This window comes from Sphingobacteruim zhuxiongii (genome assembly GCF_009557615.1).
Lineage (GTDB): Bacteria > Bacteroidota > Bacteroidia > Sphingobacteriales > Sphingobacteriaceae > Sphingobacterium > Sphingobacterium zhuxiongii.
In genome coordinates, this window is record NZ_CP045652.1 from 1,771,880 (window position 1) to 1,797,387 (window position 25,508).

21 protein-coding genes are annotated in these 25,508 nt (G+C 39.9%); 13 read left to right on the plus strand and 8 right to left on the minus strand.

From position 1 onward, the window contains the following. Positions 1-196: 196 nt before the first annotated feature. Entirely contained in the window at positions 197-4,618 is a 4,422-nt protein-coding gene (gene dnaE / locus GFH32_RS07665; protein ID WP_153510816.1) for a DNA polymerase III subunit alpha, read from the plus strand. Positions 4,619-4,717: 99 nt separating this feature from the next. After that, positions 4,718-5,038: a thioredoxin gene (gene trxA / locus GFH32_RS07670; protein ID WP_153510819.1), complete on the plus strand. Its 321-nt coding sequence runs from the start codon at positions 4,718-4,720 to the stop codon at positions 5,036-5,038. A 306-nt stretch (positions 5,039-5,344) separates the two neighbouring features. Here trxA and GFH32_RS07675 read toward each other — a convergent pair whose 3' ends face one another. From GFH32_RS07675 to GFH32_RS07685, 3 genes are all read right to left on the minus strand, one after another. Next, positions 5,345-6,571, minus strand: coding sequence for an IS110 family RNA-guided transposase (locus tag GFH32_RS07675; protein WP_153509794.1), 1,227 nt, complete (start codon positions 6,569-6,571; stop codon positions 5,345-5,347). Positions 6,572-6,690: 119 nt separating this feature from the next. Further along, positions 6,691-8,559: a TonB-dependent receptor plug domain-containing protein gene (locus GFH32_RS07680; protein WP_153510821.1), complete on the minus strand. Its 1,869-nt coding sequence runs from the start codon at positions 8,557-8,559 to the stop codon at positions 6,691-6,693. 48 nt (positions 8,560-8,607) lie between these two features. Continuing rightward, positions 8,608-9,549, minus strand: coding sequence for a zinc dependent phospholipase C family protein (locus tag GFH32_RS07685; protein ID WP_153510823.1), 942 nt, complete (start codon positions 9,547-9,549; stop codon positions 8,608-8,610). A 110-nt stretch (positions 9,550-9,659) separates the two neighbouring features. On the opposite strand from GFH32_RS07685, the gene GFH32_RS07690 reads away from it, so the two are divergent. Genes GFH32_RS07690 through GFH32_RS07700 form a run of 3 tightly spaced genes read left to right on the plus strand, consistent with a single transcriptional unit; the run spans position 9,660 to position 12,215 of the window. Beyond that, positions 9,660-10,646: a glycosyltransferase family protein gene (locus GFH32_RS07690; protein ID WP_153510825.1), complete on the plus strand. Its 987-nt coding sequence runs from the start codon at positions 9,660-9,662 to the stop codon at positions 10,644-10,646. Between the two features lie 2 nt (positions 10,647-10,648). Continuing rightward, positions 10,649-11,323 carry an FKBP-type peptidyl-prolyl cis-trans isomerase gene (locus GFH32_RS07695; RefSeq protein WP_153510827.1) on the plus strand — a complete coding sequence of 225 codons (675 nt, stop codon included), beginning with the start codon at positions 10,649-10,651 and terminating at the stop codon, positions 11,321-11,323. Next, on the plus strand, positions 11,310-12,215 hold the full coding sequence (locus GFH32_RS07700) for an aldo/keto reductase (protein ID WP_153510829.1): 906 nt from the start codon (positions 11,310-11,312) through the stop codon (positions 12,213-12,215). The genes GFH32_RS07695 and GFH32_RS07700 overlap by 14 nt, the downstream gene beginning before the upstream one ends. 12 nt (positions 12,216-12,227) lie before the next feature. Here the strand turns inward: GFH32_RS07700 and kdsB are convergent, their stop codons facing one another. The 4 genes from kdsB to GFH32_RS07720 form a co-directional block, all read right to left on the minus strand. Then, on the minus strand, positions 12,228-12,971 hold the full coding sequence (gene kdsB, locus GFH32_RS07705; RefSeq protein WP_153510830.1) for a 3-deoxy-manno-octulosonate cytidylyltransferase: 744 nt from the start codon (positions 12,969-12,971) through the stop codon (positions 12,228-12,230). A 318-nt stretch (positions 12,972-13,289) separates the two neighbouring features. Continuing rightward, entirely contained in the window at positions 13,290-13,904 is a 615-nt protein-coding gene (locus GFH32_RS07710; RefSeq protein WP_153510832.1) for a deoxynucleoside kinase, read from the minus strand. Positions 13,905-13,912: 8 nt separating this feature from the next. Beyond that, positions 13,913-14,911: a tryptophan--tRNA ligase gene (trpS, locus tag GFH32_RS07715; RefSeq protein WP_153510834.1), complete on the minus strand. Its 999-nt coding sequence runs from the start codon at positions 14,909-14,911 to the stop codon at positions 13,913-13,915. A 110-nt stretch (positions 14,912-15,021) separates the two neighbouring features. After that, complete coding sequence (locus GFH32_RS07720; protein WP_153510835.1) at positions 15,022-15,402, minus strand: hypothetical protein; 381 nt, start codon at positions 15,400-15,402, stop codon at positions 15,022-15,024. A 149-nt stretch (positions 15,403-15,551) separates the two neighbouring features. On the opposite strand from GFH32_RS07720, the gene GFH32_RS07725 reads away from it, so the two are divergent. Together GFH32_RS07725 and GFH32_RS07730 are read left to right on the plus strand one after the other, a co-directional pair. After that, a complete protein-coding gene (locus tag GFH32_RS07725) occupies positions 15,552-15,938 on the plus strand; it encodes a hypothetical protein (protein ID WP_153510837.1) in 387 nt (128 codons plus the stop codon). A gap of 76 nt (positions 15,939-16,014) precedes the next feature. Next, entirely contained in the window at positions 16,015-16,803 is a 789-nt protein-coding gene (locus GFH32_RS07730) for an SDR family oxidoreductase (protein ID WP_153510839.1), read from the plus strand. 13 nt (positions 16,804-16,816) lie between these two features. On the opposite strand, the gene GFH32_RS07735 is transcribed toward GFH32_RS07730, so the two are convergent. Beyond that, positions 16,817-17,692, minus strand: a complete 876-nt coding sequence (locus GFH32_RS07735; protein WP_153510841.1) for a PPK2 family polyphosphate kinase — start codon at positions 17,690-17,692, stop codon at positions 16,817-16,819. Between the two features lie 283 nt (positions 17,693-17,975). Between GFH32_RS07735 and GFH32_RS07740 the strand changes: the two genes are divergently transcribed. The 6 genes from GFH32_RS07740 to GFH32_RS07765 all read left to right on the plus strand — a co-directional run bounded on the left by GFH32_RS07740 (position 17,976) and on the right by GFH32_RS07765 (position 25,508). Continuing rightward, entirely contained in the window at positions 17,976-18,590 is a 615-nt protein-coding gene (locus GFH32_RS07740; protein WP_153510843.1) for a hypothetical protein, read from the plus strand. Between the two features lies 1 nt (position 18,591). Continuing rightward, complete coding sequence (locus GFH32_RS07745) at positions 18,592-19,302, plus strand: DUF3307 domain-containing protein (RefSeq protein WP_228384238.1); 711 nt, start codon at positions 18,592-18,594, stop codon at positions 19,300-19,302. An 11-nt stretch (positions 19,303-19,313) separates the two neighbouring features. Then, positions 19,314-20,465 (plus strand): serine hydrolase domain-containing protein, encoded by a 1,152-nt coding sequence (locus GFH32_RS07750; RefSeq protein ID WP_228384239.1) that lies wholly within the window; start codon positions 19,314-19,316, stop codon positions 20,463-20,465. Positions 20,466-20,607: 142 nt separating this feature from the next. Next, positions 20,608-21,804: an enoyl-ACP reductase FabV gene (fabV, locus tag GFH32_RS07755; RefSeq protein ID WP_153510847.1), complete on the plus strand. Its 1,197-nt coding sequence runs from the start codon at positions 20,608-20,610 to the stop codon at positions 21,802-21,804. Between the two features lie 70 nt (positions 21,805-21,874). Then, complete coding sequence (locus GFH32_RS07760; RefSeq protein WP_153510849.1) at positions 21,875-24,127, plus strand: sensor histidine kinase; 2,253 nt, start codon at positions 21,875-21,877, stop codon at positions 24,125-24,127. A gap of 124 nt (positions 24,128-24,251) precedes the next feature. Then, a complete protein-coding gene (locus GFH32_RS07765; RefSeq protein ID WP_153510851.1) occupies positions 24,252-25,508 on the plus strand; it encodes a hypothetical protein in 1,257 nt (418 codons plus the stop codon).

The window sequence follows — 25,508 nt, forward strand, 5'->3', positions numbered from 1 at the left end:
GTTTTTAAGGATACGATCACAACCGTTTTTTCGCTGAACAAAGGTGAATCGCTAGCAATTTTGCGCGAAAAGACAAAGGAAGTATATAATTACTTCGTTATTATTACGTTAAAAATAATGACGTTCATCTTATCGGATGATGTAGAAAATTGTTGATTTTAATGAGTAATTTTGTTAGTTCAGAGGGGAACACACTATGTATATTATTTTCGATACAGAAACGACGGGATTGCCAAAAAGATGGGATGCGCCAATAACGGATACAGACAACTGGCCGCGGTGTATTCAGATTGCTTGGCAGCTCCATGATGAGATGGGAAGGATGATTGAACATCAGGATTATTTGATTAAACCTGATGGCTTTAATATTCCATACGATTCGGAAAAAATACACGGTATCTCAACCGCACTAGCAGAAGAACAAGGGATTCCCCTAACCGATGTATTGGTCAAATTTAATGAGGCTTTAGCGAAAGCGAAGTTTGTTGTAGGGCAGAACATTGGTTTTGACATCAACGTGATGGGCTGTGAATTCCACCGATATTCGGTAGACAGTCCAATGGCGTCCATGCCAATCTTAGACACCTGTACGGAAGTTACCGCTGAATTATTAAAACTACCTGGGGGACGTGGAGGACGTTTCAAGCTTCCGAACTTAACCGAATTACATAGTTATTTATTTGGTGTTCCTTTTGCTGAGGCGCACAATGCGACTGCCGACGTTGAAGCGACAACACGTTGTTTCTTCGAATTGGTTCGTAGAAACGTTTTCAAAGCAGAAGAGTTACAAGTTGATACTGGCTACTTTGTCGATTTTAAACATCAACACCCGACAACGGTTGCCTCCGTTGGATTAAAGCACGTCAATCTAAAAGCTGCTTCGGATGCGATTCGCGCGAAGACAGAGCCCGCAATAACTCCAGTAGAAATTGATTCCGCGACGCTGGAAGCCTTGGCAAATGCTAATTTTGCACACCTCCATAATCATACTCAATTTTCCGTATTACAATCAACTATTTCAATCGATAGTCTCGTTCAGGCCGCGGCGAAGCAAAAGATGCCTGCCGTTGCAATGACCGATCATGGAAATATGATGGGGGCCTTCCACTTTGTGAATAAGGTCTTAGGCTATAACAAAGATCTCGAAGGGAAACAGAAGGAAGCTGAGGAAAAAGGGGAGGCTTTTGACGGACAAGCGATAAAACCTATCGTTGGTTGTGAATTCTTTATCTGCGAAAATCGAAAAGATAAATCTAGGAAAGACAATGGCTATCAAGTTGTATTTCTAGCAAAAAATAAAAATGGTTATCATAATTTAGCGAAGATGGCCTCTGCGGCCTATACCGAGGGCTTCTATTATGTGCCGCGAATTGATAGAGAGACTGTAGAACGCTATAAGGAAGATCTGATAGTTCTTTCTGGGAATTTACAAGGAGAAGTACCTAGTAAGTTGCTTAATATTGGAGAGCTGCAAGCAGAAGAAGCTTTGTTATGGTGGAAAGAGCGCTTTGGCGAGGATTTCTACATTGAAGTGATGCGACATGGTCAAGAAGATGAAAATCGCGTTAACGAAGCTATAATAGGCTTAGCACGCAAGCATGAGGTGAAACTGATCGCGACAAATAATACGTATTACGTAAACAAGGCCGACGCGCATGCGCATGATATTCTTTTGTGTGTGAAAGATGGGGAAAAGCTATCGACACCGAAAGGTCGCGGTCGAGGCTTTCGTTTCGGATTGCCTAACCAAGAATACTATTTCAAATCATCTGAAGAGATGAAGAAGGTATTTGGGGATCTTCCAGACGCTATTATCAATATTGATGAAATACTGGATAAGATCGAAACTTATGTATTAGCTCGCGAAGTATTACTTCCGAAGTTTGAGATCCCAGAGGAATTTCAACATGCAGAAGATGATGCAGATGGAGGTAAACGTGGTGAGAATGCTTATCTAAAAGATTTAACCTATAAAGGAGCCGCTAAGCGCTACGAAGATCTTACTGATGATATTCGGGAACGCTTAGATTTTGAGCTCGCTACGATTGAGAAAACAGGCTATCCTGGGTATTTCTTAATTGTACAAGATTTTATTGCCGCAGCAAGAGAGATGGGCGTATCGGTAGGCCCGGGCCGTGGTTCTGCTGCCGGATCAGCAGTAGCCTATTGTTTGGGGATTACTAATATCGACCCCATTAAGTACGATTTACTTTTCGAGCGTTTCTTAAATCCTGACCGTGTATCCATGCCCGATATCGATATTGACTTTGATGATGAAGGTCGTGGTCGTGTTATGCAATACGTAATTGATAAATATGGCGCTTCCCAAGTAGCCCAAATTATCACCTATGGTACGATGGCGGCAAAGTCGTCCATCAAGGATACCGCGCGCGTGTTAGACTTGCCTTTAGCAGATGCAAACGAAATCGCTAAATTGATCCCCAATTTAAAGCTTAGCAAGATCTTTAATATGGAAGATAAAGCTTTGAAAGAAGTTTTGCGTTCTGAAGAATTGGAAGCGGTCAATCGATTAAAAGGACTAGCTGATGGAGCGGGGCTCGAAGCCGAAACTATTAAGCAAGCCCGAGTACTAGAAGGCTCTATGCGTAACACAGGTATTCATGCTTGTGGGGTTATTATTACCCCAGATGATATCACGAACTTCGTACCTGTTTCTTTAGCTAAAGATTCGGATCTGTATGTAACACAGTATGATAACTCGGTCGTTGAGAGCGCCGGATTGCTGAAAATGGACTTCTTAGGGTTAAAGACTTTAACGCTTATCAAGGATACCGTACAGAACGTTAAATTACGACATGGCGTAGACTTAGATCCCGAAGCCTTTGATATTGAAGATACATTGACCTATGAGCTTTTCCAACGAGGAGAGACGATTGGGATCTTCCAATATGAGTCGCCGGGAATGCAGAAATACATGAAGGAGTTAAAGCCAACGGTTTTTGCCGATTTAATTGCGATGAACGCCTTATATCGACCAGGACCAATGGAGTATATTCCTTCCTTCGTCAAACGTAAACACGGCATCGAACCCATCACTTACGATATTGATGCTTGTGAAGAATACTTAGCCGAAACATACGGTATTACCGTTTACCAAGAGCAGGTAATGCTTTTATCACAAAAGTTAGCCGGATTCTCTAAAGGTGATGCCGACGTTCTGCGTAAAGCGATGGGTAAGAAACAAAAGGCCGTTCTCGATAAGATGAAGCCTAAGTTTGTTGACCAAGCTGCAGAGAAGGGACATAACCCTAAAGTCTTAGAGAAAATCTGGACCGACTGGGAAGCTTTTGCATCCTATGCCTTCAATAAATCTCACTCGACATGTTATGCTTGGGTAGCTTATCAAACGGCTTACCTGAAAGCGCATTACCCTGCTGAGTACATGGCTGCGGTTTTATCGAACAATATGAACGATATTAAGCAGGTTACCTTCTTTATGGAAGAGTGTAGGCGAATGGGCTTAACGGTTTTAGGACCAGATGTTAATGAATCACATTATAAGTTTACTGTAAACGAAGAAGGAGCAATCCGCTTTGGTATGGGGGCTGTGAAAGGAGTCGGGGCAGGCGCTGTAGAAACAATTGTGCAGAGTCGAGAAGGAGGGCACTATAAATCGTTATTTGACTTAGCGAAGCGTGTAGACTTGCGGATGATCAATAAGAAAGCATTTGAAAGTCTAGCTTACGGCGGCGGATTTGACTCCTTCACCGATACACATCGGGCACAATACTTTTACTCAGATTCTGATAATCCTAGTGGTATTGAGAAGGCTTTAAAATTTGCGCATAAATTCAGAGAGAATGAGAACTCAGCGCAAGTGAGTTTATTCGGTGCGGGTGGTGCTGTTGAGTTACCTGAACCGAGCATGCCTCCTTGTCCTCAATGGGGGCTTATCGAAAAGCTAAAATATGAAAAGGATGTCATCGGAATATATTTGACAAGTCATCCTTTGGATAATTATAAATTCGAGATTAAACACTTCTGTCCGAATAATGTAACTGATTTACAGTTAATCAATAAGGCTAAGGCATCTGAAGTAGATCAGGAGGTCTTGTTGGACTTTAATCGAATAAAAAATAAAGAGGTGGTTATCGGCGGGATCATTGCATTAGCAAATCATCGCGTCGCTAAATCAGGGAAGCCTTTCGGATCTTTTATCATCGAGGACTACTCTGATTCGTATGAGATTATGGTCTTTGGAGAAGATTATGTAAAGTTCAAAGGTTACTTACAAGAGGGTTACTTTGTTCAGATTCGCGGACTTGTTCAAGAGCGATTTAAGCAAGTTGGAAACTGGGGATTTGAATTGAAACATATTCAGTTGCTTTCTGATCTAAGAGAGAAGATGGCGAAGAGCTTTACCATTCAGTTTCCATTGCATTTACTGGATTCTGAGTTTATGACTTCGTTAAACCAATTGCTAGCATCAACGGTAGTTGAAGGGCAAGAAGCAAATTGTCAATTGAAATTCAAAATCATGGATGAACAAGATAAGCTAGCGATAGAAATGCCTGTGAAAAAACGCAAGATATTTATCACTAATGAGTTTTTAGACGGTTTAGAAGCGATGGAAGGCGTAAACTATAGATTAAATTGATAGGCGATAGAAAAAATGTTAGTACAGGATAAATAGCAATACGAGGGTAATCATTATCTTTGTTTATATTTAGAACTATAAATCATAAATTTATTAAATATGGCATTAGAAATTACAGACAGCAACTTCGAAGAGGTTGTTTTAAAATCAGATAAACCAGTGCTTATCGATTTTTGGGCAGAGTGGTGTGGTCCATGTCGTATGGTTGGTCCATTAGTGGACGAAATTGCTACTGAATATGAAGGTAAAGCAGTAGTAGGTAAGGTAAATGTGGACAATAACCCAGATATCTCTGTACGTTACGGTATCCGCAATATCCCCGCATTATTATTCTTCAAAAACGGAGAAATTGTTGATAAACAAATTGGTGCAGTGCCTAAATCAGTTTTAGCAGAGAAATTAGACAAACAATTATCATAGTTGTAATTGTATAAACCATAAAAAAGGTATCCAATTTGGATACCTTTTTTTTTCTGAAAGTTATTATTGTTTTTTTTAGTAATCCAATAAAATGTTAGACCAGTGATTATTCAAGGGTCTATTCTTTTTGTCCGGATAATTTTGTTTCTGTTTCTTGTGTATTATTATTTATGATGAAATGACTTGATTAATAAAAACAAGAGTATAATTTTTTCTACGAGCTCTAAAGGCATCAACTGTTGGTTCTTAACGTCTGATATCAGTTTTATTTCCGGGGAGTCTAACCACCAAAAAAAGGTCGATCTTTTATTTGTAAGACGTGTTTTTAAGGGTACTCAATTGTTTCTGTAATCTGTCAATTCTTTTAAGTCGTCTATTTTCAAGTATTTTCTTATCCTGTGGATGCAATTGATAGGCTTCATTGTCCCTCAGGACATGGTATGCTGCAATCAAGATCTTATGTGCGATGGCTATTGTAGCCTTCTTCTGACCTCTTCGTGCAGCGATTTGATGATGCTTGACCGCAAGTAATGGATTTGCCTTGGATCTAGAGGCCACCCATGCTGCCTCCACGAGCGTCGTCTTGAGATACTTGTTTCCACGTGTTATTTTCGAGGAGTACTTCTTTCCTGCACTCTCATTGTTGCCTGGGCAAACCCCAGCCCATGAAGAAAGGTTCTGATGTGTTGCAAATTGAGCCATGTCCGTACCGATTTCTGAAACGATTCCCAGTGCCACCCTGGAAGATACTCCAGGGATAGATTCCAGTAGTTCCAGCTCCTTGTGCATGATCCTTGCGTACTGTTCCATCTGAGCCTCTGATTGTGCTATTTGTAGATTGATATGATCGATGGATTGCAGTATTAGGTTCAACATGAAGCGGTGATGATCCGTGATCTTGCCAGTAAGTGCCTTAAGTAGCTCTGCGTGTTTCTTGACCAGCGAACCCTTGGCCATGCTTGCCAATAGCAAAGGATCGAGTTGACCTTTGGCCATCGCCCGGACCATTTCCATGGCGCTTACCCCAAATACGTCGCTGACTACGCTCCTCAGTTTGATGTTGGCGGATTCAAGGATGTTCTGTAACCGGTTCTTTTCTGCGGTCCGCATAGCGATAAGCTTACGTCTATGTCGGAAAAGTTCCCTGAGCTCCCGGATATGTTGTGGTGGGATGAAGCTCCCCTTCAGTAAACCGGAAAGAAGCAGTTTAGTGATCCATTCGCTATCCTTCTTGTCGGTCTTCTGTCCCGGAACATTTTTGATATGCCGGGCATTGACCAGTAGGATGTGAAAATAGTCTTCCAGAACCGCGTAAACCGGTCGCCAGTAAACCCCAGTGCTCTCCATGGCAACCTGTGTAATGGAATGGGCCTGGAGCCATTCCACTAAATTGTACAAGTCATCCGTAAAAGTTAAGAAGGTTTTTGTCTCTGTATCAAAATCACTACCTTTAATGGTAGCAACTACTGTGTCTTTGTGGACATCCAGTCCACAACCACGGTCAAGAATAAAGGGTAATCCGCTGACAGCCATAGGTCTTATATTTATTGGTACTAAGATACCGTTTTGGCTAAATGCCTATTGGGACTATGAGCCCGTGACTTTCATGGCTGTTGGTGATACCCGATGTATCATGAACGTTTTATTTGGATTTAATGCTGAGTCCATTGATATCGAAGACCTAAATTCGCCCATCGACTAGGCATAGGAACTGCACCCACTTCAACATACTTTTCATCGAATATATTCTGTACGTCAGCAAATACGGAAATGCGTTTCTTCTGATAGGCTAATCGCAAATCAGAAATGAAGTAGGCATTCGAAGAACTACGTTCCAGCCAACGATTGGCGGTAGTAATCGACCAATTTTGAATGCTGTAACTAAGGCTAGCCTGCAGTTGATGCTTTAAGCTTTCAATTCCGTATTTAATAATACTGTTGCTATAATCGTTAATTATAGAGGGATCTAGATAGGTGTAGGCGAAGTTAAACATTAGTGAATGTTGCTCGGCGAATACCGTTTTATAGCCGACATTCGCGTAGATCCCATGTGTTTTATTATTGCCTAAGTTTTGCGCTTGATAGGGCACATCCGTACTTTCGCGTAGCCAATCAATAAAGCGGCGGATATCTCGGTAGAAGTATCCGGCTTGGAAGCTAAACTTATTTCGGTAATACTGCAAGCCAAATTCATTTTGCCAAGCTGACTCACTTTTCAGGTCTGGATTACCGATGTTACCAGGGCGCTGATTAAGGTACAAATCAGTAAATGTTGGGATGCGTTGGCTCGTACCGCTATTAACTGATAGGCGTAGATGCTCTGTCGCTTGGTAGCCAATGTCGATACCGGGAAAAATCTCCCAATTATAGTCGGTATTGTAATTTACGTAGGCACCGACATTAATGTCAAAACGGTTGAATTTAGTCGTTCTAAACTCTGTGAAGAAGCCATAATTCTCTCTATTATGTTTTCCGATATTGGAGCTGCTAATATCTTCAAATCGAGCTTCAGCACCAATACCCAAATCGCCTAATGTCGTTTGGTAGCGGGCATGCAATTCGCCGGTAAGGCTCTGTGTATAATGTTTACTACGACCCTTACTAAGATCGTTTCGGAAGTATCGATAATCATCCTCATTGTAGCGATGACTAATTCTAGGACTTAAATACCATTTATTTAGCTGGTGATGCGATGAAATACTCGAAATAACTGTTTCTACGAGCTCTTCCGATTCTTTATCACCAGGTGCAGCATAGTAACCATTGGCACCAAACTCATTGTTGATGTAACCCGCCATCATTTGGATTTTATGGGAAGGTGCTAGCGTGATTTGGTTTTGATAATACAATTTCTCATTGTCGGCGCCACTATTATAGCGCTGCCCATTGCTATGCTCTTTTCCAAAGAACAACTGATGTTGATGGTTTTTGCGAACGAATGACCCGCCCACTTGTACCGCATTGCCGTAATAGATGCCATCTTTTCCAACTTCGGCTTCGACTTTCTTAAAGGATGAACCCGATTGGAGTTGAACAAAAACTGAATTAGCCGTTGCCTGCTTCGTCACGATATTCACCGCACCAGTTAGTCCATTGATACCGTAAATTCTAGAAACAGGACCGCGCAATACTTCTATTCGTTGTATTTCCGATAAGGGAACAGGCAGATTGAGCATGTGGTGTCCAGTCTGCGGATCCGAAAGTTTGACCCCATTGATTAAGATTAATGTCTGGTCAAAACTACCCCCGTCAATTCCGATGTCGGCTTGCGTACCAAAAGGTCCACGCTGCCGAATATCAACACCTGCGGCATAACGTAGCACCTCATTGATGCTCGTACTAGGAAGCTGTTGAATATCCTCTTGCGTTAGGATTTGAATATTTCTATTGCGCTTATCAAAGGGAATAGAAAGTCTATTCTCTTGGATTACGACTTCCTTCAATAGAGTCGTATCACTTTGTTGGGCGAATAAGAAGCTTGGACTGATGCTAAGCAATAAAAAAAGTTTTCTTGAAAACATGGAAAGAAAATTTCTCAAAGGTAGATAAAAACTCCAAACGACCAGCGTTTAATACCAATCTTCGTGACCTTTCTGAATAAATAAAGAAAAGCGCCAATCTTTATTTATTTTGTTTGCACCCGCTGTAAGCTCATTCATCATCGGTTGGCCGGCATCAATCCATGCAGAATACCACAAGGACGCCGTTGCCCGAATAGAGGCTTTTATTCGCCGCTCAAGCATGCCCTGCATCGCCTGATGATAATGTCTGCAAAACTCATCGCTGTAGTCTAATTGAAGTAAATAGTTCTTTACGATATAGCTTCTCTTCCGATATGCCGCTATTTGTTGACTTGTTTGCCATTCCAAATAAAAAACGGAGTCTAATAAAGCATGACTTGCTCTTACAGTTTCCCAAGCAAAATGGAGCACGTCGGACGTATACTCGGGTTTACCGACGATTAAATTATAGCTTGGAATGAACATCTCGGGTAGGCGGGTCTCCCACAAGGCGTGAATACCATGTTGATTGGTTTGTTGACCATTATAATTGCTGCTGGTATGCAATGGAACATGTGCATCCGCCATGTAATGTCCTAGATCGGATGCATGTTGAATAATCTTTGCGCTATTCTTTTGGGAAAAAGCATTTACAAGCTTTCTGTAAGTCAAATCAATCTGCCAGGGGATAATTCCTTGTTTTAAGAGGTCTCGCTGCAGGCTATGTTTATCCAATTTGTACCATGGGATGATCAAGGAATCATGGATATTGTTGTGATTGTCCAAGTGAATGTAGTGACGAGCACCTTCGTCGGGATCTACATAGACACGTTGGTCGGCCTGTACAGACTTCTTTTGGATTTCGTAAGCATATCGTTTGAAAAAAGGTGACATTTCGAGCGGAAGGCTATAGCTAGCGTGTTGATTAATAATACGATGTGTATAGAATCCCCAAGATTGTAAAGTCAACCCGAAAAATAAAATGAATACCAAACGAAAATATCGTTTCATAGCTTGGAAAAATGTCTATAGTAATATAGCTATGTTTAATAAAAGAATAATGAATTTAATGATAAGTTATTAATCGTTTTTCGTTACTTTGAGGTTCAATCAATCTGTGGATGAAAATTTTATATGCTGTACAGGGTACAGGAAATGGACATTTAACAAGGGCAATTGATATTATTCCCTGCCTACAAGCTCACGCACAAGTGGACGTCTTGGTAAGTGGTATCCAGGCGGATATCCAATTACCTTTTGAAGTCAAATATAGATATCATGGTTTAAGTTTTATCTTCGGTAAATCGGGAGGTGTCGATCTATGGAAAACATTTATGAGCTCTACTGTTCGTAAGTTTGTCAAAGAGGTCAACTCAGTGCCCGTTGAGGATTATGACTTGGTCATAAATGACTTCGAGCCGATCTCTGCTTGGGGCTGTTACTTCAAAGAAAAGCCCTGTATTGGTTTAAGCCATCAAATAGGCGCGTTTGATCCTGCCAGTCCTAAACCGGAAGAAACGGATATGTTGGGTAAGTTTATCATGAAAAACTATGCACCCTCAACCAGTGCCTATGGTTTCCACTTTAAATCCTATGCAAGCCATATATTCACGCCCGTCATTCGCCAGTCTGTCCGACAATTAGAGTCTATAGACAAAGGGCATTATACGGTATATTTGCCATCTTATGACGATGCACATCTTATTAAGCAACTCACGCGCTTCCCGGATGTAAAATGGGAAGTATTCTCCAAGCATAATAAGCGACCATTCCATCAAAAGAATGTCTCGATAAATCCGATTAATAGTGACGCTTTTGTCGCAAGTATGGCAAGTTCTTCTGGTGTTTTATGCGGTGCAGGCTTTGAAACTCCAGCCGAAGCCTTATATTTGGGAAAGAAACTATTGGTTATACCTATGAAAAACCAATATGAGCAGCACCTAAACGCCGCTTCTTTGGAAGAAATCGGTGTGCCTGTAATCAAATCGTTGAAAAAGAAATATGAATATGATATCGAGGCTTGGCTGAATGCGAAGTCACGCGTCAACGTCGATTATCCGGATTGTACTGCTGATATTGTTGAGAAAATCATCAAAAAACACAGCTAAACATGAAATACATTTTCGGACTTCTGTCCATCTTTTTTGCACTAAATACCTCCGCACAATCGCTAAAAACCGCAAACGACTCCTTAACCTATGCGTTAGGGCAGGATCTTGGAAAGCACTTAAAACGCTTAGACTTTCCGGTGAATCAAGCTGTATTGATGAAATCCATTAAACAAGCATTGGATGGTAAAGGACAAAAGTTCTCCGAATCTCAAGTTAATGATATAATCCAAACTGGTTTAACACGTTTGGGAGAAGAGAAAATTAGTAAAACCAAAGCAAAGTCTCAAGCGGTGCTTGATGAAAATAAAAAGAAAGCAGGCGTCATTGTGACCAAAGAAGGTTTACAGTACGAAGTGCTGCAAGAAGGAACAGGTTTACACCCTAAACTGCAGGATGAGGTTGTTGTTCATTACAAAGGAATGCTTGCCGACGGTACAGTATTCGACAGCTCTTATGATCGAAATGAACCTTTAACAGTTGGCGTTGATCGTGTCATTGATGGTTGGAGGATTGGGATCCCAACGATGAAGGTTGGTGGGAAGACTCGATTTGTTATTCCACATGACTTGGGGTATGGAGCACGAGAAAGTGGTCCAATTCCTGCATTTTCTACTTTAATCTTCGAAGTGGAGCTGTTAAAAATCCTAAGCGACGAACCCCATGAATCAATCTAAGCTCGCACATGCAGATCTATTAATTCCGGAAATATCTTTAGGGGCAATGTCACTAGATTATAAGGAGCCACAATTAGCTTCTAAGATCTTAGATCAGGCATTAGCCTTAGGAATAAACTATATCGATACGGCGGATTTATACGATCGCGGTGAGAATGAGCGGATGATTGGAAATTTAACCAAGGCAAATCGCAAGAATTGGCTATTGGCTTCCAAAGTTGGTAATTTATGGCGTCAGGATGGATCCGGATGGGATTGGGTTCCATCAAAGCAATATATTATCCAAGCCGTGGAGCAAAGCTTAAAGAATTTGCAAACTGATTATTTGGATCTGTATCAACTTCACGGAGGTACCAATGAAGATCCCATGGCGGAAATTGTGGAGGCCTTTGAACTGTTGAAGGCACAAGGCAAGATTCGTGCATATGGCATATCATCTATCCGTCCGAATGTTTTCCAGAATTATGCAAAAGGGAGTCAGATTTCCAGTAATCTGATGCAATATAGTTTACTTGATCGTCGTCCGGAAGAATATTTGGATTTCTTCGATAAATCGCAAGTGTCGGTTTTTGTTCGTGGTGCCTTAGCACAAGGATTGCTGGTAGATAAGTCTGCCAAGTCGTATTTAGGATTTGAAGCTACGGCGATAGCGCGCCTACAAATTGCTTTACAAGATGTATCGAATGATTTACAAGTGCCAAAACTCGCATTAGCCTTGAAGTATCCATTACTGCATAGAGCTGTAAAATCAATTGTGGTAGGGATTCGAACAGCGCAGCAAATGGATGATTTGGAACAGGCTATACAGAAATTAGCGGATATTCAGCTTTCTGACTATGAGGATTTATTAAATCTATTGCCTACAAACCGCTATACAGATCATAGGCAATAAATCACTTTATTTTTATCCGTTGAAATACTTACGCTTGATAGCTTCTAAATCTTCAGGTGTATCAATCGCATCGTTGACATGATTAGAAATGGCTGTTTTAATGCTATAGCCATTATCAATCCAACGAAGCTGTTCTAAGGACTCTATCTTTTCTAAATTCGATACCGGCAGTTGAGTTAATTCCTTTAAAATTCCAGTACGATAGCCGTAGATACCTATGTGGTTATAGTAATCCGCATGATTTAGCCAGTCTTTGATATCCTTTCCGCGGTAATAAGGGATTGCCTGACGCGAAAAGTAAATTGCTTCCTGTTTCGTGTTTAGGACCACTTTTGGCTTATTCACGTTGTCAAGATCGTTAAATTCCGTAATCTTACGTATCAACGTCGCAATCTGAACCTCTTGGTTTTCAAAACAGGATACCAATAAATCGATTTGCTGTGGATCGATAAAAGGTTCGTCGCCTTGTATATTGATGACCGTTTCAAATCCGGTAATATTCTGTACGACTTCCGCACAGCGATCTGTTCCTGACTGATGTTCTTTACTCGTCATTACGACGTTGCCAGCAAAGCTTTTTACATGATCGAAAATACGTTGATCGTCGGTTGCTACCACGACCTCACTAAGACTACTCGCGTGTTTGACTTGGTTATAAACACGTTGAATCATTGTCATTCCGCCAATGTCGACCAAAGGTTTCCCAGGGAATCGCGTAGAATCGTAGCGTGCAGGTATTACTCCAATTACTTTCATATTCAAAAATAGACATTAGATATTGGAATTAAAAAGGTAGGGAAACATGCCTGAAGATTTTTGATTCAAAAGTCGATTAATTAATGATTTACCAAAGGTAAAAGTTAGCGTTCGGTATGTTTCATATCGACTTTTTAATAGCCTTGCTATATAGCAAGTTCGTACCTCGTTCGATGGGAGTCGAATCGCGATAAGCGAATGGATGGAACCGTAGTGTTCTGAAAACAAAAAAAAGCCAGAATTGATATTCTGGCTTTTTAATAGGTAATCAGGCAATGCTTTTTTGCAACAAACTGCTATACCTTATATATTTTTAGATTAAAATAAACCGAATAGTTCGGCTTCAATCTTTTGGATAATTGTTCCAAGATCCTCTTGATTATTTGCGAAATCTAAGTTGTCTTTATCTAAGATAAGTAGCTTTCCTTCTTTGTAATTTCCTATCCATTTTTCGTATTTATCATTCAATTTGGACAGATAATCAAGGCGAATGCCAGATTCATAATCTCTTCCACGTTTTTGGATGTTGTTGACTAGGGTAGGGACAGAAGCTTTTAAATAAACTAATAAGTCTGGTGGCTTGATGTAATGAATAATAGATTGAAAGATGTCGCTATAGTTTTCGAAATCTCTAGCACTCATCAATCCCATATCATATAAGTTTTCTGCGAAGATATAAGCGTCTTCATAAATCGTTCTATCTTGAATCATATTGATTTGACGATTTTGAAGATCCACGATATGACGGAATCTGCTATTCAAAAAGAAGATTTGTAGGTTGAATGCCCAGCGTTTCATATCGCTGTAAAAATCTTCTAAATAGGGGTTGTTTTCTACGGCTTCGAATTGTGGCTCGAAGTTTAAGTGTTTGGCAAGTCTTTCTGTTAAAGTTGTTTTACCGGCACCAATATTTCCAACAATTGCTATATGCATAATATCTATTAAAACAGTCTTTTTAGACCAATGATTTCACGAACTTCTTTAATGGTTTTTTGCGCGCTTGCCGATGCTTTTTCAGCACCTAGCTTAACGACTTTCTTAATGTACTCATCATCTTTCGAGATGCTATCGATTCTTGAGCGTACGTCTGCAGTAGCTAAGACCATGTCTTCTGCCAGTTGTTTTTTGAAGTCGCCGTAACGTATTTCACATTTGTTGTATAAGGAATCAAAATGTTCTACTGTATCTGCTGTAGAAACGACATTCATTAAGTCAAATAGATTCTGTACGGCTTCAGGTTTTGCTTGGTTCATTTCGGTAGGACCGGCATCTGTCACTGCACGCATAATCTTCTTGCGAATTGCATCCTCCGTGTCAGATAGGTAGATACAGTCGGCATCGCCATTAGATTTACCCATTTTCCCTTGTCCAGATAAGCCTGGTACTTTTACCAATTTATCCGTATACGTAAATGCAAATGCTTCTTTGAAATAGTCTACATCATACAATCGGTTAAAGCGATTACCAAAAGTTCTGGTCATTTCTAGGTGTTGCTCTTGATCTTTACCTACAGGGACTTTAACACCATGGTGGATTAAAATATCACAAGCCATTAAAACAGGGTAGGTCAATAATCCTGCGTTGACGTTATTAGGGTTTGCACGAACCTTGTCTTTGAAAGAAGTGGCTCTTTCTAATTCGCCAAGGTATGCGTTCATATTCATGTATAAGTAAAGTTCAGCGACCTCAGGAACGTCCGATTGAACGTAGATCGTTGATTTTTCAGGATCTAATCCTGCAGCTAAATATTCGACAACGACATTGCGAACCATGCTATTTAGGTCCTGCGGGGTAGGGTGTGTCGTTAAAGAGTGTAAATCAGCAATAAAAAAGAAACAGTTATATTCATCCTGCATCTTCACGAAATTGCTCAACGCTCCATAGTAATTTCCTAAGTGTAATTTTCCGGTACTTCTAATACCACTAACAACAGTTTCCATATGGCTGCAAAGTTACGGAAAAAAATACTAGTTTTTCTTAGGCGGTACCGCATAAAAACGTCGGAAAACGAAATTCTTAACCGATGGTGGAAGGGCCTTCCGCTTGGCGTCTAATAGATATGTGGATTTTCCAATAAGTCACATACATAGCCCAGTACTTCGGCCTCCGAAGAGCCGTCTTCTAACATCGAGAAGGTTAAGTAGGCTGCGTATATCTCCGGACTAAAGAGGATGTGTTTGTCTGAAACAATAGTGTCGATAATGCCTTCGCGAACATCAATACCTAGATGTTCTAATTCGTTATGGAGATTCGTGGAGATGGTTTCATGTTCTTCACCTGAAGCGAAACCGACAATGATATGGAGTACGAGTTTATCGAATAATTCGGGCTGCATATTTTTAAACTTATTCGCATAGAGCTCAGCGTCAAAACGACTTTTTGCACTTGAGACAATTTTGTCCCAAATTAGGTATTCTGTTTTCGTTTGCATGGTTTAAAGTTTATAAATTGTTAAGGTAAATTTAATTAATATTATCTTAATTTCCAATGGCTAAAGGCGCTAATTGTTAAGAAATTATGCAAACAATATGGGGCGCTGAAAGGTTTTATAAGAAAAAGCATTTTAAACGATAGAATACGATGGAAGATCACAAGAACAAGAAAAATGTAGATGGTGAAAAAGGAGATTTTGAGCCTAAGGATTTAGCTTATAATGCCGACGACGCGAGCTTTGAACTGGATGTGAATGATAATGATCCGGATTGGGATCATCCTTCGGATTACGATACGATTAGTGAGGGTGCGGAAACGGATGACTCAAGTTACGATTCATCAAATCCATTTGTTGGCGATGAGTATGCCGATTTAGATGAACTGCGCGAAGATAGTTTATCGGATAATCATATGCATATCGCGGGGGAGTCGAGTTTGCGGATTTCGAAAGAAGACGAGGAACTCGCTCGTGATGAAGAGGATAATCGGGATGACTTGGATGAAGAGGGTTATCCGATTAATGATAGGGAATAATTTTGAATTATCTAAGCCTGCTATTTGCTTCTTTGCGTATTGAAACTCTATATTTATAGTCTAATAAATATGTCAAATGCAAATAGATTTAAAAGGTAAAACAGCCTTGGTTGGGGGCGCATCGGCGGGAATAGGGAAGGCTATTGCGCAAGAGCTTGCTAAATGTGGTGCTACTGTTTTTATAATGGCTAGAAACGAAGACAAGCTGAAGAAAGTACTGTCGGAATTGGATGCGAAAGCAGGGCAGGTTCATGGTTACCTTGTTTCAGATTTCATGAATTATGAACAGCACAAAGCTACTTTAAATACCTTTTTCAAGTCTCAGGCGATCGATATTTTAGTGAATAATACGAATGGCCCTGCAGCGGGTTCTGTATTATCGAAAGAAGAAGAGGATTATCAGGGCGCTTTTGAGCTTTTGTTTCAAACGGCAGTTTATACGAGTAATTTGGCTTTGAATCATATGAAGAAGCAAGGTTATGGTCGTATCATCAATGTGTCGTCGATGACGGTTAAGGAGCCTCAGGACAATCTAGTACTTTCGAATACGATGCGCACGGCTTTGGTGAGCTGGAGTAAATCGTTAGCAAATGCCGTAGGGAAGGATGGAATTACGGTAAATTCGGTATTGACGGGTTATTTTGCGACCGATCGTTTATATAGTTTGATGGAGAAACAAGCGGAACAAGAGGGCTTGGATATCGCTATTATCGAGAAACGTAGACGAGAGAGTATACCTTTGAAAAGATTAGGCAAACCAGAAGAATATGGTTACCTCGTTGCATTCTTAGCTTCTCCTTATGCTTCTTTTCTGACTGGAGCTTCCATTCCATTGGATGGCGGTATTTCCAACTTAATATTCTAATACAATTGGAAGCCTATTCGGCTTCCAATTGCGCTTTATAATTCTTCTTGTGCTCTTCAATCTCTGGTTCCATCTCTGGATATTGAATATCTGGATAGCTAGAGAGTACTTCATAGATAATCTGTGCGACTAGATATCGGCTGATCGGCTTGCTATCGGAAGGGATAACATACCAAGGGGCATCTTTTTTACTGGTGTTTTGGATGGCTTCCTCATAGCAGACCATATATTTATCCCATAGTTTTCGCTCTTCCAAATCGCCAGGCGAGAACTTCCAGTTTTTTTCATCCTCTTCTAAACGACTTAATAGTCGTTCTTTCTGCTCATCCTTGCTGAGGTTTAAGAAGAATTTTAGGACGATTGTTCCATTTTCAACGATTCTTTTCTCGAAGTTGTTGATTTGTTCATAGCGCATTTTCCAAAAATCCTTTGGTAGATCCTTCGGATTGTTGATATGTGGAATACGCTCATTCAAGAGATATTCTGGATGTACTCGGGTGACTAAGACATTCTCATAATGTGTGCGGTTGAATACAGCGAATTTGCCTTTCTCGGGAAGTTTGATCTCGTGACGCCATAAGTAATCATGCTCCAATTCCTGAGAATTTGGGGTTTTAAAGCTCTCTACAACAACTCCGCGAACATTAAATTCTTTAAAAACTTCGCGTATCAAGGAATCTTTGCCGGAGGTATCCATCCCCTGTAAGCAGATTAAAACGCTGTATTTATCGTGCGCATACATTTTATCTTGTATCTCGGCGATTTTCTTACGTAGTTTCTTTAGCTCGGCTTTGGCATCATCCGGATTGATTTCATCGCGTATATCTGTAGGATGTTCCTTGAGTTTAAAGCTGCTTTTTGCAGTTAATAGCTTCGAGTAGTTGGTCATAGCGTGTTTTTTAGTATTAGCAATTTACTAATTTTTATCATTCTTATTTGCAGGCTAAACGATTTTCAGTAGTCCTTTGTTTCGTATGGAATTAAGTATTTCTTTCTTGTTTGATTTATTTTGATCATAATTTGAATTATGACTTATTTTAATCATATTTGTAATTATGACTTATTTTAATCATAATCTAATATTTGATTAAATTTGGTCATATAAGGTAATTGCTTATCTTTAGATTTATAAATGATCTAAAGCGTAACTACCGACGATAAACGATTCTATTATGGCATATCATTTAGTGATCACGGGTGATATTATTCATTCTCGGAAATACGAGAGTGGGGAATGGCTTCCGCAGTTGGAAAAAGCCCTAAAACAATATACCACCGATTTTGATGTCTTTCGAGGGGACAGCTTTCAAGCGGAACTACCGCTCGACAAGCTTTTTTCATGTGTTTTCTATCTAAAGTCTGTTATTCGACAAAAGGAAGGCATGGACGTACGTATGGGAATTGGTATTGGAGCAATCAGCTATCGCGATTCGAACATTAAGAAAGCAAGCGGAGAGGCCTTTATCAATTCGGGGAAAGCATTAGATTCCTTATCGAAAGAAAGCTTGGCATTTATTTCGCCTTGGCTGGACTTGGATGAACAAATGAATCTGATATTGACGTTGAGCACGCGCTTAGTTGATCAATGGACGGTGAATATGGCCGAAGCTGTTCAAATGGTGATGGATTATCCGGATAAAAATCAAACTGAGATTACCCAACTTTTGAAACGGACACATCAGAGCCAAGTCAGTAGAGAACTCAATAAGGCCAATTATAACAAACTCGATCAAGTCATTCAATATTGTACCAAACAACTAGCAATCTATGTTAACAAGCCTGCTTAAGATGTTTATAGCCCATCTGCTTGGCGATTTCGTCTTGCAGCCAAAGTCTTGGGTGGAGAAAAGAAAAACACAGATACAATATCTTTTCTATCATGTTGGGGTACATGCTGCCTTGCTCATTTTATTTTTTATTCAAGACCTTGCAGGCAATTGGCAGAATATCGTGTTCCTAGTTGCTGCACATTTGGCAATCGATAGCATCAAAATCGGCGTAGAAAGCCGATGGTCTATCAATCCGATACGCCTTTTTGTGATTGATCAAATCTTGCACATCGCGAGTATCGTCGCCATCTATTTCTATTGGACGCCATCGGCCCTAACAGATTTTATTGCACAGGTTGACTGGAATAAAGTATGCTTGATCATCATTGCGCTGATTCTAGTGATATTTGCTATTCCTATCGTTATCCGCGTATTTTTTAGCAAATGGCAAAAAGAAGATGCCTTTCATACAAAGCGTGCAGAAACTTTATTTGATGCGGGAACCGTAATCGGTATTATGGAAAGGCTAATGATTTTAGGCTTTGTTCTACTTGGGCTCAATGAAGGGATTGGTTTTCTCTTGGCAGCCAAATCTATCTTTCGATTTGGTGACTTAACGAACGCACGCGACACCAAATTTACAGAATACGTTATGATAGGCACTTTACTGAGCTTCGGACTCGGTATGCTCGTTGCCTTCGGATTAAAATACTGCTTAAGCATACTATAATAACATCATACATGAATATTATCTCTCAACTTTCAAAGAAAATCACACTCGCTTGTATAGGCTTCATCATGAGCAGCCAACTAATAGCGCAGTCTGCTGATTTCGATCAGAAACTTCAAGCCGTAGCCAATAAGTATGAAGCTGTAGGACTCGCAATCGTCGTCGTGAAAGATGGTGCGCCAGTCTATAATAATGCAATAGGTTATAAGAATTTGGATACGAAAGCGCCTTTAACGACCGACAATTTGTTCCGTATTGCTTCGATTTCCAAATCCTTTAGCTCAACGGCTATTATGCAATTGGTTGAAAAGGGCAAAATATCCCTATCAGATGATTTTAGTGATCTCGTAGGTTTTAAGGTGCGCAATCCTAAATTTCCAAATACCAAGATTACCCTTGAGATGGTATTATCACATCGCTCGAGTATCAACGATAGCAATGGATACTTTGAATTAGATGTGATTAATCCAGAGAAGAATGCCAATTGGGCGAAGTCTTATAATGACTATGAGCCTGGAAAGGGCTACCAATATTGTAATCTAAACTTTAATATGGTGGGCGCTGTATTGGAACGATTGACCAATATTCGTTTCGATCAATATATTAAACAGCAAATCTTATCGCCAATAGGTTTGGAAGCAGGCTATTGCGTTGACTCCTTGGATCAGTCTCGATTTGCAACACTCTACGATAAACAAGACGGCGTTTTTAAAGCCCAAACATCAGCATATAACCCGCGTTCAGAAGAGATTCGTAATTATAAGATGGGGATTAGTACGCCCGTATTCTCGCCAACCGGGGGGATGAAGATCTCGGCAAATGATTTAGCGAAGTATATGATGATGCATATGAATTATGGGCAATCAGGAACGACAAAGATCATAAGTAAGAAAAGCTCGAAACGAATGCAAAAGGGATTGTCGAGTAAAGAGAACTATGGTTTGGCTTTATTGGAGAATTTTAAGCTAATACCAGGGGAGCATATGATTGGACATACGGGTTCCGCCTATGGTTTATACAGCAACATGTTTTTTGAGCCAAAGAAGAAATTTGGATTTATTGTGATTACCAATGGCTGTGTTCCAACAATGGATGCGGATGATGATATTTTATTATCTAAAGAAGTTATCCGATTGTTATACAGTGAATTCGTAAAAAAATAAGTAAACTTGAATAGAATCTCCCGCTTAACTAAAGAGGAGATTCAACTAAAGATATGGTTTAAAAAATTACGTAGAGGGATGTTTCCTTGAAAATTTAACTACTTTTGTAACTAATTATTCAACTTTGAAAGATTAATAAAAGATGATTATTCAACCAAGAACAAGAGGATTTATTTGCTTGACAGCACATCCTGAAGGAGCTGCTCAACATATTAAAGATCAAATCGAGTATGTAAAATCAAAAGGTAAAATTGCTGACGGCCCGAAAAAGGTATTAGTAATTGGTGCTTCTACGGGATTTGGTATCGCCTCTCGTATTTCTGCTGCCTTTGGTTCGGATGCTGCAACCATCGGTGTGTTTTTTGAAAAACCAGCTACTGAGGGTAAATTAGGAACTGCTGGTTGGTATAATACGGCTGCTTTTGAGAAAGAAGCACATGCAGCAGGCTTATACGCAAAGAGTATCAACGGAGATGCCTTCTCTGATGATATTAAAAAGCAAACAATTGATTTAATTAAACAAGATTTAGGACAAGTAGATCTTATTGTTTATTCATTGGCTTCACCACGTCGTACACACCCTAAAACAGGTGTACAATACGCTTCAGTATTGAAACCAATTGATCAAGCATTTACAAACAAAACAGTTGACTTCCATACAGGCGTCGTAACGGATATTACGATACAACCGGTAGAAAATCAAGAGGATATCGATAATACCGTTGCAGTAATGGGCGGTGAAGATTGGAAGTTCTGGATTGAAGACTTGAAGGCTGCAGGTGTATTAGCAGAAGGTGTAAAAACTGTTGCTTATTCTTATATCGGCCCTGAGCTTACTTATCCTATCTATCGTAACGGTACAATTGGTCGTGCGAAAGATAATTTAGAAGCGACTGTTCCAACGCTAAACGAACTGTTGAAAGACTTAAATGGTGTTTCATATGTTTCTGTAAATAAAGCATTAGTAACTCAATCAAGTTCAGCAATTCCTGTGGTTCCTCTTTATATCTCATTATTATACAAAGTAATGAAAGCAAAAGGTATTCATGAAGGTACTATCGAGCAAATGCAACGCTTATTTGCTGAACGTTTGTACAACGGTTCTGACTTACAATTAGATGAAAAAGGAAGAATTCGTGTGGACGATTTAGAAATGCGTGAAGACGTTCAAAAAGAGGTTGCCGCATTATGGGAACAAGCAACGACAGAAAACTTAGAAGAAATTTCTGATATCGCTGGATACCGTAATGACTTTTTCCAATTATTCGGATTTAATTTCGATGAAATTGATTATGAGAAAGATACGAATGAAGTTGTGCCTGTTCCAAGTATCGGATAAGGAATAATTTTCATTTCCAAAACATAATAAAGCGTCAGATTGTTATTAATCTGACGCTTTTTCTTTTTTCATGCGAAGAAACAATCTTATCTTTGTACGACAAAAGACACTAACTAACCAAGGTATGCTCAACTCTTCTTCCGCTGTTCAACAGACGTCTGTCGTCTCTGATGTTATACAAAGCTTCGGCTATCTTGTTGTAACAGATTTGGATTTGAAAATCGTTGCCATTAGTGAAAACTGCTCCGACTGGCTTCGCGAGCAAGCAAGTGATCTTTTTGACTTCCCTATATCTTATTTAATCGAGCATTATTTCGATTGGTATACCGTCGACGTCCAAGAGGCGATTCGTCAGGTTGTGGCTAAAGAAAATGATCGTCACTTATTGGAGATTCGGGTACTCGAGAGGAGCTGTTATTTGAGTATATACAGAACTGACGACCGTGTTTATTTTGAGTTTGAAATTAAAGTTTCTGATCTACAGGTTTATTTCCCAAAATTTGAGTCTTTCTCTAAGATCCTACAAACGAATACAAAGGGCATCTGGCAACATCTAAGCGATTATATGTCGAATGTGCTGGGTTATGATCGGATTACAGTTTATCAGTTTCTAGATGGCGGCTATGGAAAGATTATTGCAGAAACGCGAAAGAATGACAATTTAGAGAGCATTTTGGGCTTGTACCAGTCTGATTTTGATGTGCTAACACATGCTCGAAAGGTGCACCTTCAGAACTTATGCCGTCTAACGCATGATATCGAAGAGGAGCCTGTTCCGCTAATTTCAAAAGACGGTGAAGTTATCGACTTACAGTATACCAATATTCGTACGCTGTCGAAAGTGCATCGCGATCATTTGAAGAAGGTGGGGATAGGGTGTAACCTAAGTTTTTCGATCTTAATCAATGATAAAATTTGGGGACTTATTTTTTGTCAGAATACAAAGCCTACGCGTATCAATCTAATTAAGCGCGAAGCTTTCGTCTATATGATTCAATGGGCATCTACACGCTTCGCCGATGAGCAATTGATATTAGAGCGCGAGTTTACAGAACGCATTCGTAATATCGAACTTCTCCTAAAAGAGAAGTTGATGCTGAAAAAAGACATGCTGGAAGTCTTAGGATCTTTTAGCAAAATTCTATGTCAGTTTGTTGATGCCGATGGGATGTTAATTGCCTATGATGATCAGATCTTCTTTCACGGGCTGACTATGGGTAAGGAGAAACTGAAGCAATTGAGAGCCTTGATTCTGCGAGAAACAGATCAATATATCTATACCGACCATGAATTCACATGGAAATATGGAGAAGAACTGGGCATTGACTTTGGTAGATTTGCTGGGCTTGCTAAGGTCGATATTGAATCTAACCGTAAATTTACGCTGTACTTTTTCCGAAAAGAACAGGTCGTCAAGCGTACTTATATGGATGCACCGACACGATTGCTGATGCATCAGAAACCGAATGAAACATTCGAACCAGAATGGCATGATCATTTTGATGTATGGCATCATACTATTGTTGGTACTTCGGCGCAATGGAGTGACCGCGATTTGTACTTTCTAACGCGCTTGAGAAAGTTGATTAAGACAAGTATGAATCAAATGTCTTTGGAAATTAGTACGTTGAATGATGAGGTTGTGCATTTGAACAAGGCTTTGGATGCTTATGCCTATACGGTAAGTCATGATGTGAAGAACCCTTTATCAGCGATTAATCTTTCTGTACAGATGTTGAAGCAGCGACCAGATATGCCTACAGAGCTGCGTGAAAAGATGCTTCATAATATGAAAGAAGCGGTAGATATTATATCGGAATTGTTGGTCGCTATTCATATGTTCTCCAAAATCAAATCCTTTAATTATCAAACGGAATTGGTTGATATGACGGGTTCAATAGATCAGATTACAACCTTCTGTAAGATGCGCTATGATGCTGATCTGACGACTGTTTCAATTAGTGAATTAATTCCGGTGTACGGACATAAAACGCTAGTATATCAACTGTTTCAAAATTTAATTGGGAATGCAATTAAGTACTCTGCCCGAAGGGACAACCCAGTCGTTGAGATTTTCTCTGAGAGTGGTTCGGAGTTTACGAGATACTATATTCGCGATAATGGTATTGGGATCGCTGACGAGGACTTAAAGTCTATCTACGATACATTTAAGCGCCTTGATAATGCGACAGAATTTGAAGGTACGGGTTTAGGTCTTACGATTGTTAAGAGCATCGCTGATAAACTTGACCTTCAGATTAAAGTAGATAGTCAAATAGGAGTAGGGACTGAATTCCAAGTGTTATTTCCTGTAGAGCAGTAGTTCTTATGGTGTCTTATCACTTTTCTACTTGATGTTCATCAGTAGTGTCTGTATTCCATTGTCTTAACTTTGTATGGGAATTGATGACGATCGTTAAGATCTAGTCGCTGCAAATGTAAAGGTAATGGAGCAATTATTGAAGATTTCTTACAAGCAATGGTTTATCATTGCTCTCGTCGATTTTCTTATCGTAGCTGTATATGGTGCACTAATGCGCTATAAATTCCTTGTTCCGATTCCTTGGCTTGATCACAAGAATCTCCTGCATGCACATTCGCATTTTGCTTTTACCGCTTGGGTATCAATGACCTTAATGATATTGTTGCCGATGATGTTAAATGCGCAACGGGCGACAGATTCGGTTCCTAAACCCTACAGTATCTTACTTTATTTAAATCTGCTGACATCGGTAGGGATGCTGGTTGCCTTTACACTTCAGGGGTATGCCTTGTTCTCTATTATTTTATCTAGCTGCTCTTTGTTGGTTTCATTTGCTTTTATTCGCAAGTTTTGGAAGGATTTGAAGGCAGCCGCACTTAGGTCTACGATTAAACATTGGTATTATATTTCTTTAATCAGTTCGGCCGTATCAGCCTTGGGGACTTTTTACTTGATTTACTTGAAAGCATCGCATCAAGACGATCCTTTGCAGCACCAAGCAGCGATCTATTTTTATTTGCACTTCCAATATAATGGTTGGTTTTTCTTTGCTTGCCTTGCTTTATTCTATCATTTCTTATGTAATTTAAAACCTCAATTTTCAATTCCGAAAGCCGTTCAATATATCTTCTCTGCTACGCTTATACCGACTTATTTCCTTACCATCGTTTGGTGGAAAGGATTTCCTGAAATCTTGTTTTATCTGCTCATCCTGAGCGTAGTAACGCAAGTATGTTGCTGGCTTTATGTGTGGAAGAATAGCATCGCCGTTCTAAAAGTACTCGCTGGTACACCTACTACATTGGTTTCGGTTCTTTGGATAGCAGTTGCAATTGGAGTTAGTCTGAAGTTTCTGTTGCAAGGCTGCTCAATTATTCCTGCGCTCAGTTCCTTGGTGTATGGCTTTCGACCGATGGCTATTGCTTATTTGCACCTTGTGCTTTTGGTTAATATCTCTCTGTTTTTAATTGGATTTGCTTTTAAGCATGAGTTTTTAAGGACGACGAGACTAGCGTTTATTGCCATCCTTGCACTATTGATTGGGGTCTGCCTAAATGAGGTTTTGCTCGGTTTGCAAGGGATAGGTGGATGGCTACATTGGAACTTCAAATATTCGCATGAGTTTTTATTCTTGGCATCTGTTTTAATTTCATTTAGTATCTTCTTGCTATTGATATCGCAATGTTTTAAGTCTCAGCCAAACGCTGACGGGGTCAAATAG

Excerpts from the sequence above, each read along its gene's own strand:
- GFH32_RS07725 (WP_153510837.1), top strand. The coding sequence starts at position 15,552 with ATGGAAGATCACAAGAACAAGAAAAATGTAGATGGTGAAAAAGGAGAT.
- GFH32_RS07685 (WP_153510823.1), bottom strand. The coding sequence starts at position 9,549 with ATGAAACGATATTTTCGTTTGGTATTCATTTTATTTTTCGGGTTGACT.
- GFH32_RS07735 (WP_153510841.1), bottom strand. The coding sequence starts at position 17,692 with ATGACCAACTACTCGAAGCTATTAACTGCAAAAAGCAGCTTTAAACTC.
- kdsB (WP_153510830.1), bottom strand. The coding sequence starts at position 12,971 with ATGAAAGTAATTGGAGTAATACCTGCACGCTACGATTCTACGCGATTC.
- GFH32_RS07720 (WP_153510835.1), bottom strand. The coding sequence starts at position 15,402 with ATGCAAACGAAAACAGAATACCTAATTTGGGACAAAATTGTCTCAAGT.
- trxA (WP_153510819.1), top strand. The coding sequence starts at position 4,718 with ATGGCATTAGAAATTACAGACAGCAACTTCGAAGAGGTTGTTTTAAAA.
- fabV (WP_153510847.1), top strand. The coding sequence starts at position 20,608 with ATGATTATTCAACCAAGAACAAGAGGATTTATTTGCTTGACAGCACAT.
- GFH32_RS07680 (WP_153510821.1), bottom strand. The coding sequence starts at position 8,559 with ATGTTTTCAAGAAAACTTTTTTTATTGCTTAGCATCAGTCCAAGCTTC.
- GFH32_RS07745 (WP_228384238.1), top strand. The coding sequence starts at position 18,592 with ATGTTTATAGCCCATCTGCTTGGCGATTTCGTCTTGCAGCCAAAGTCT.
- GFH32_RS07740 (WP_153510843.1), top strand. The coding sequence starts at position 17,976 with ATGGCATATCATTTAGTGATCACGGGTGATATTATTCATTCTCGGAAA.
- dnaE (WP_153510816.1), top strand. The coding sequence starts at position 197 with ATGTATATTATTTTCGATACAGAAACGACGGGATTGCCAAAAAGATGG.
- GFH32_RS07695 (WP_153510827.1), top strand. The coding sequence starts at position 10,649 with ATGAAATACATTTTCGGACTTCTGTCCATCTTTTTTGCACTAAATACC.
- GFH32_RS07760 (WP_153510849.1), top strand. The coding sequence starts at position 21,875 with ATGCGAAGAAACAATCTTATCTTTGTACGACAAAAGACACTAACTAAC.
- GFH32_RS07765 (WP_153510851.1), top strand. The coding sequence starts at position 24,252 with ATGGAGCAATTATTGAAGATTTCTTACAAGCAATGGTTTATCATTGCT.
- GFH32_RS07710 (WP_153510832.1), bottom strand. The coding sequence starts at position 13,904 with ATGCATATAGCAATTGTTGGAAATATTGGTGCCGGTAAAACAACTTTA.
- GFH32_RS07690 (WP_153510825.1), top strand. The coding sequence starts at position 9,660 with ATGAAAATTTTATATGCTGTACAGGGTACAGGAAATGGACATTTAACA.
- GFH32_RS07730 (WP_153510839.1), top strand. The coding sequence starts at position 16,015 with ATGCAAATAGATTTAAAAGGTAAAACAGCCTTGGTTGGGGGCGCATCG.
- trpS (WP_153510834.1), bottom strand. The coding sequence starts at position 14,911 with ATGGAAACTGTTGTTAGTGGTATTAGAAGTACCGGAAAATTACACTTA.
- GFH32_RS07700 (WP_153510829.1), top strand. The coding sequence starts at position 11,310 with ATGAATCAATCTAAGCTCGCACATGCAGATCTATTAATTCCGGAAATA.
- GFH32_RS07750 (WP_228384239.1), top strand. The coding sequence starts at position 19,314 with ATGAATATTATCTCTCAACTTTCAAAGAAAATCACACTCGCTTGTATA.
- GFH32_RS07675 (WP_153509794.1), bottom strand. The coding sequence starts at position 6,571 with ATGGCTGTCAGCGGATTACCCTTTATTCTTGACCGTGGTTGTGGACTG.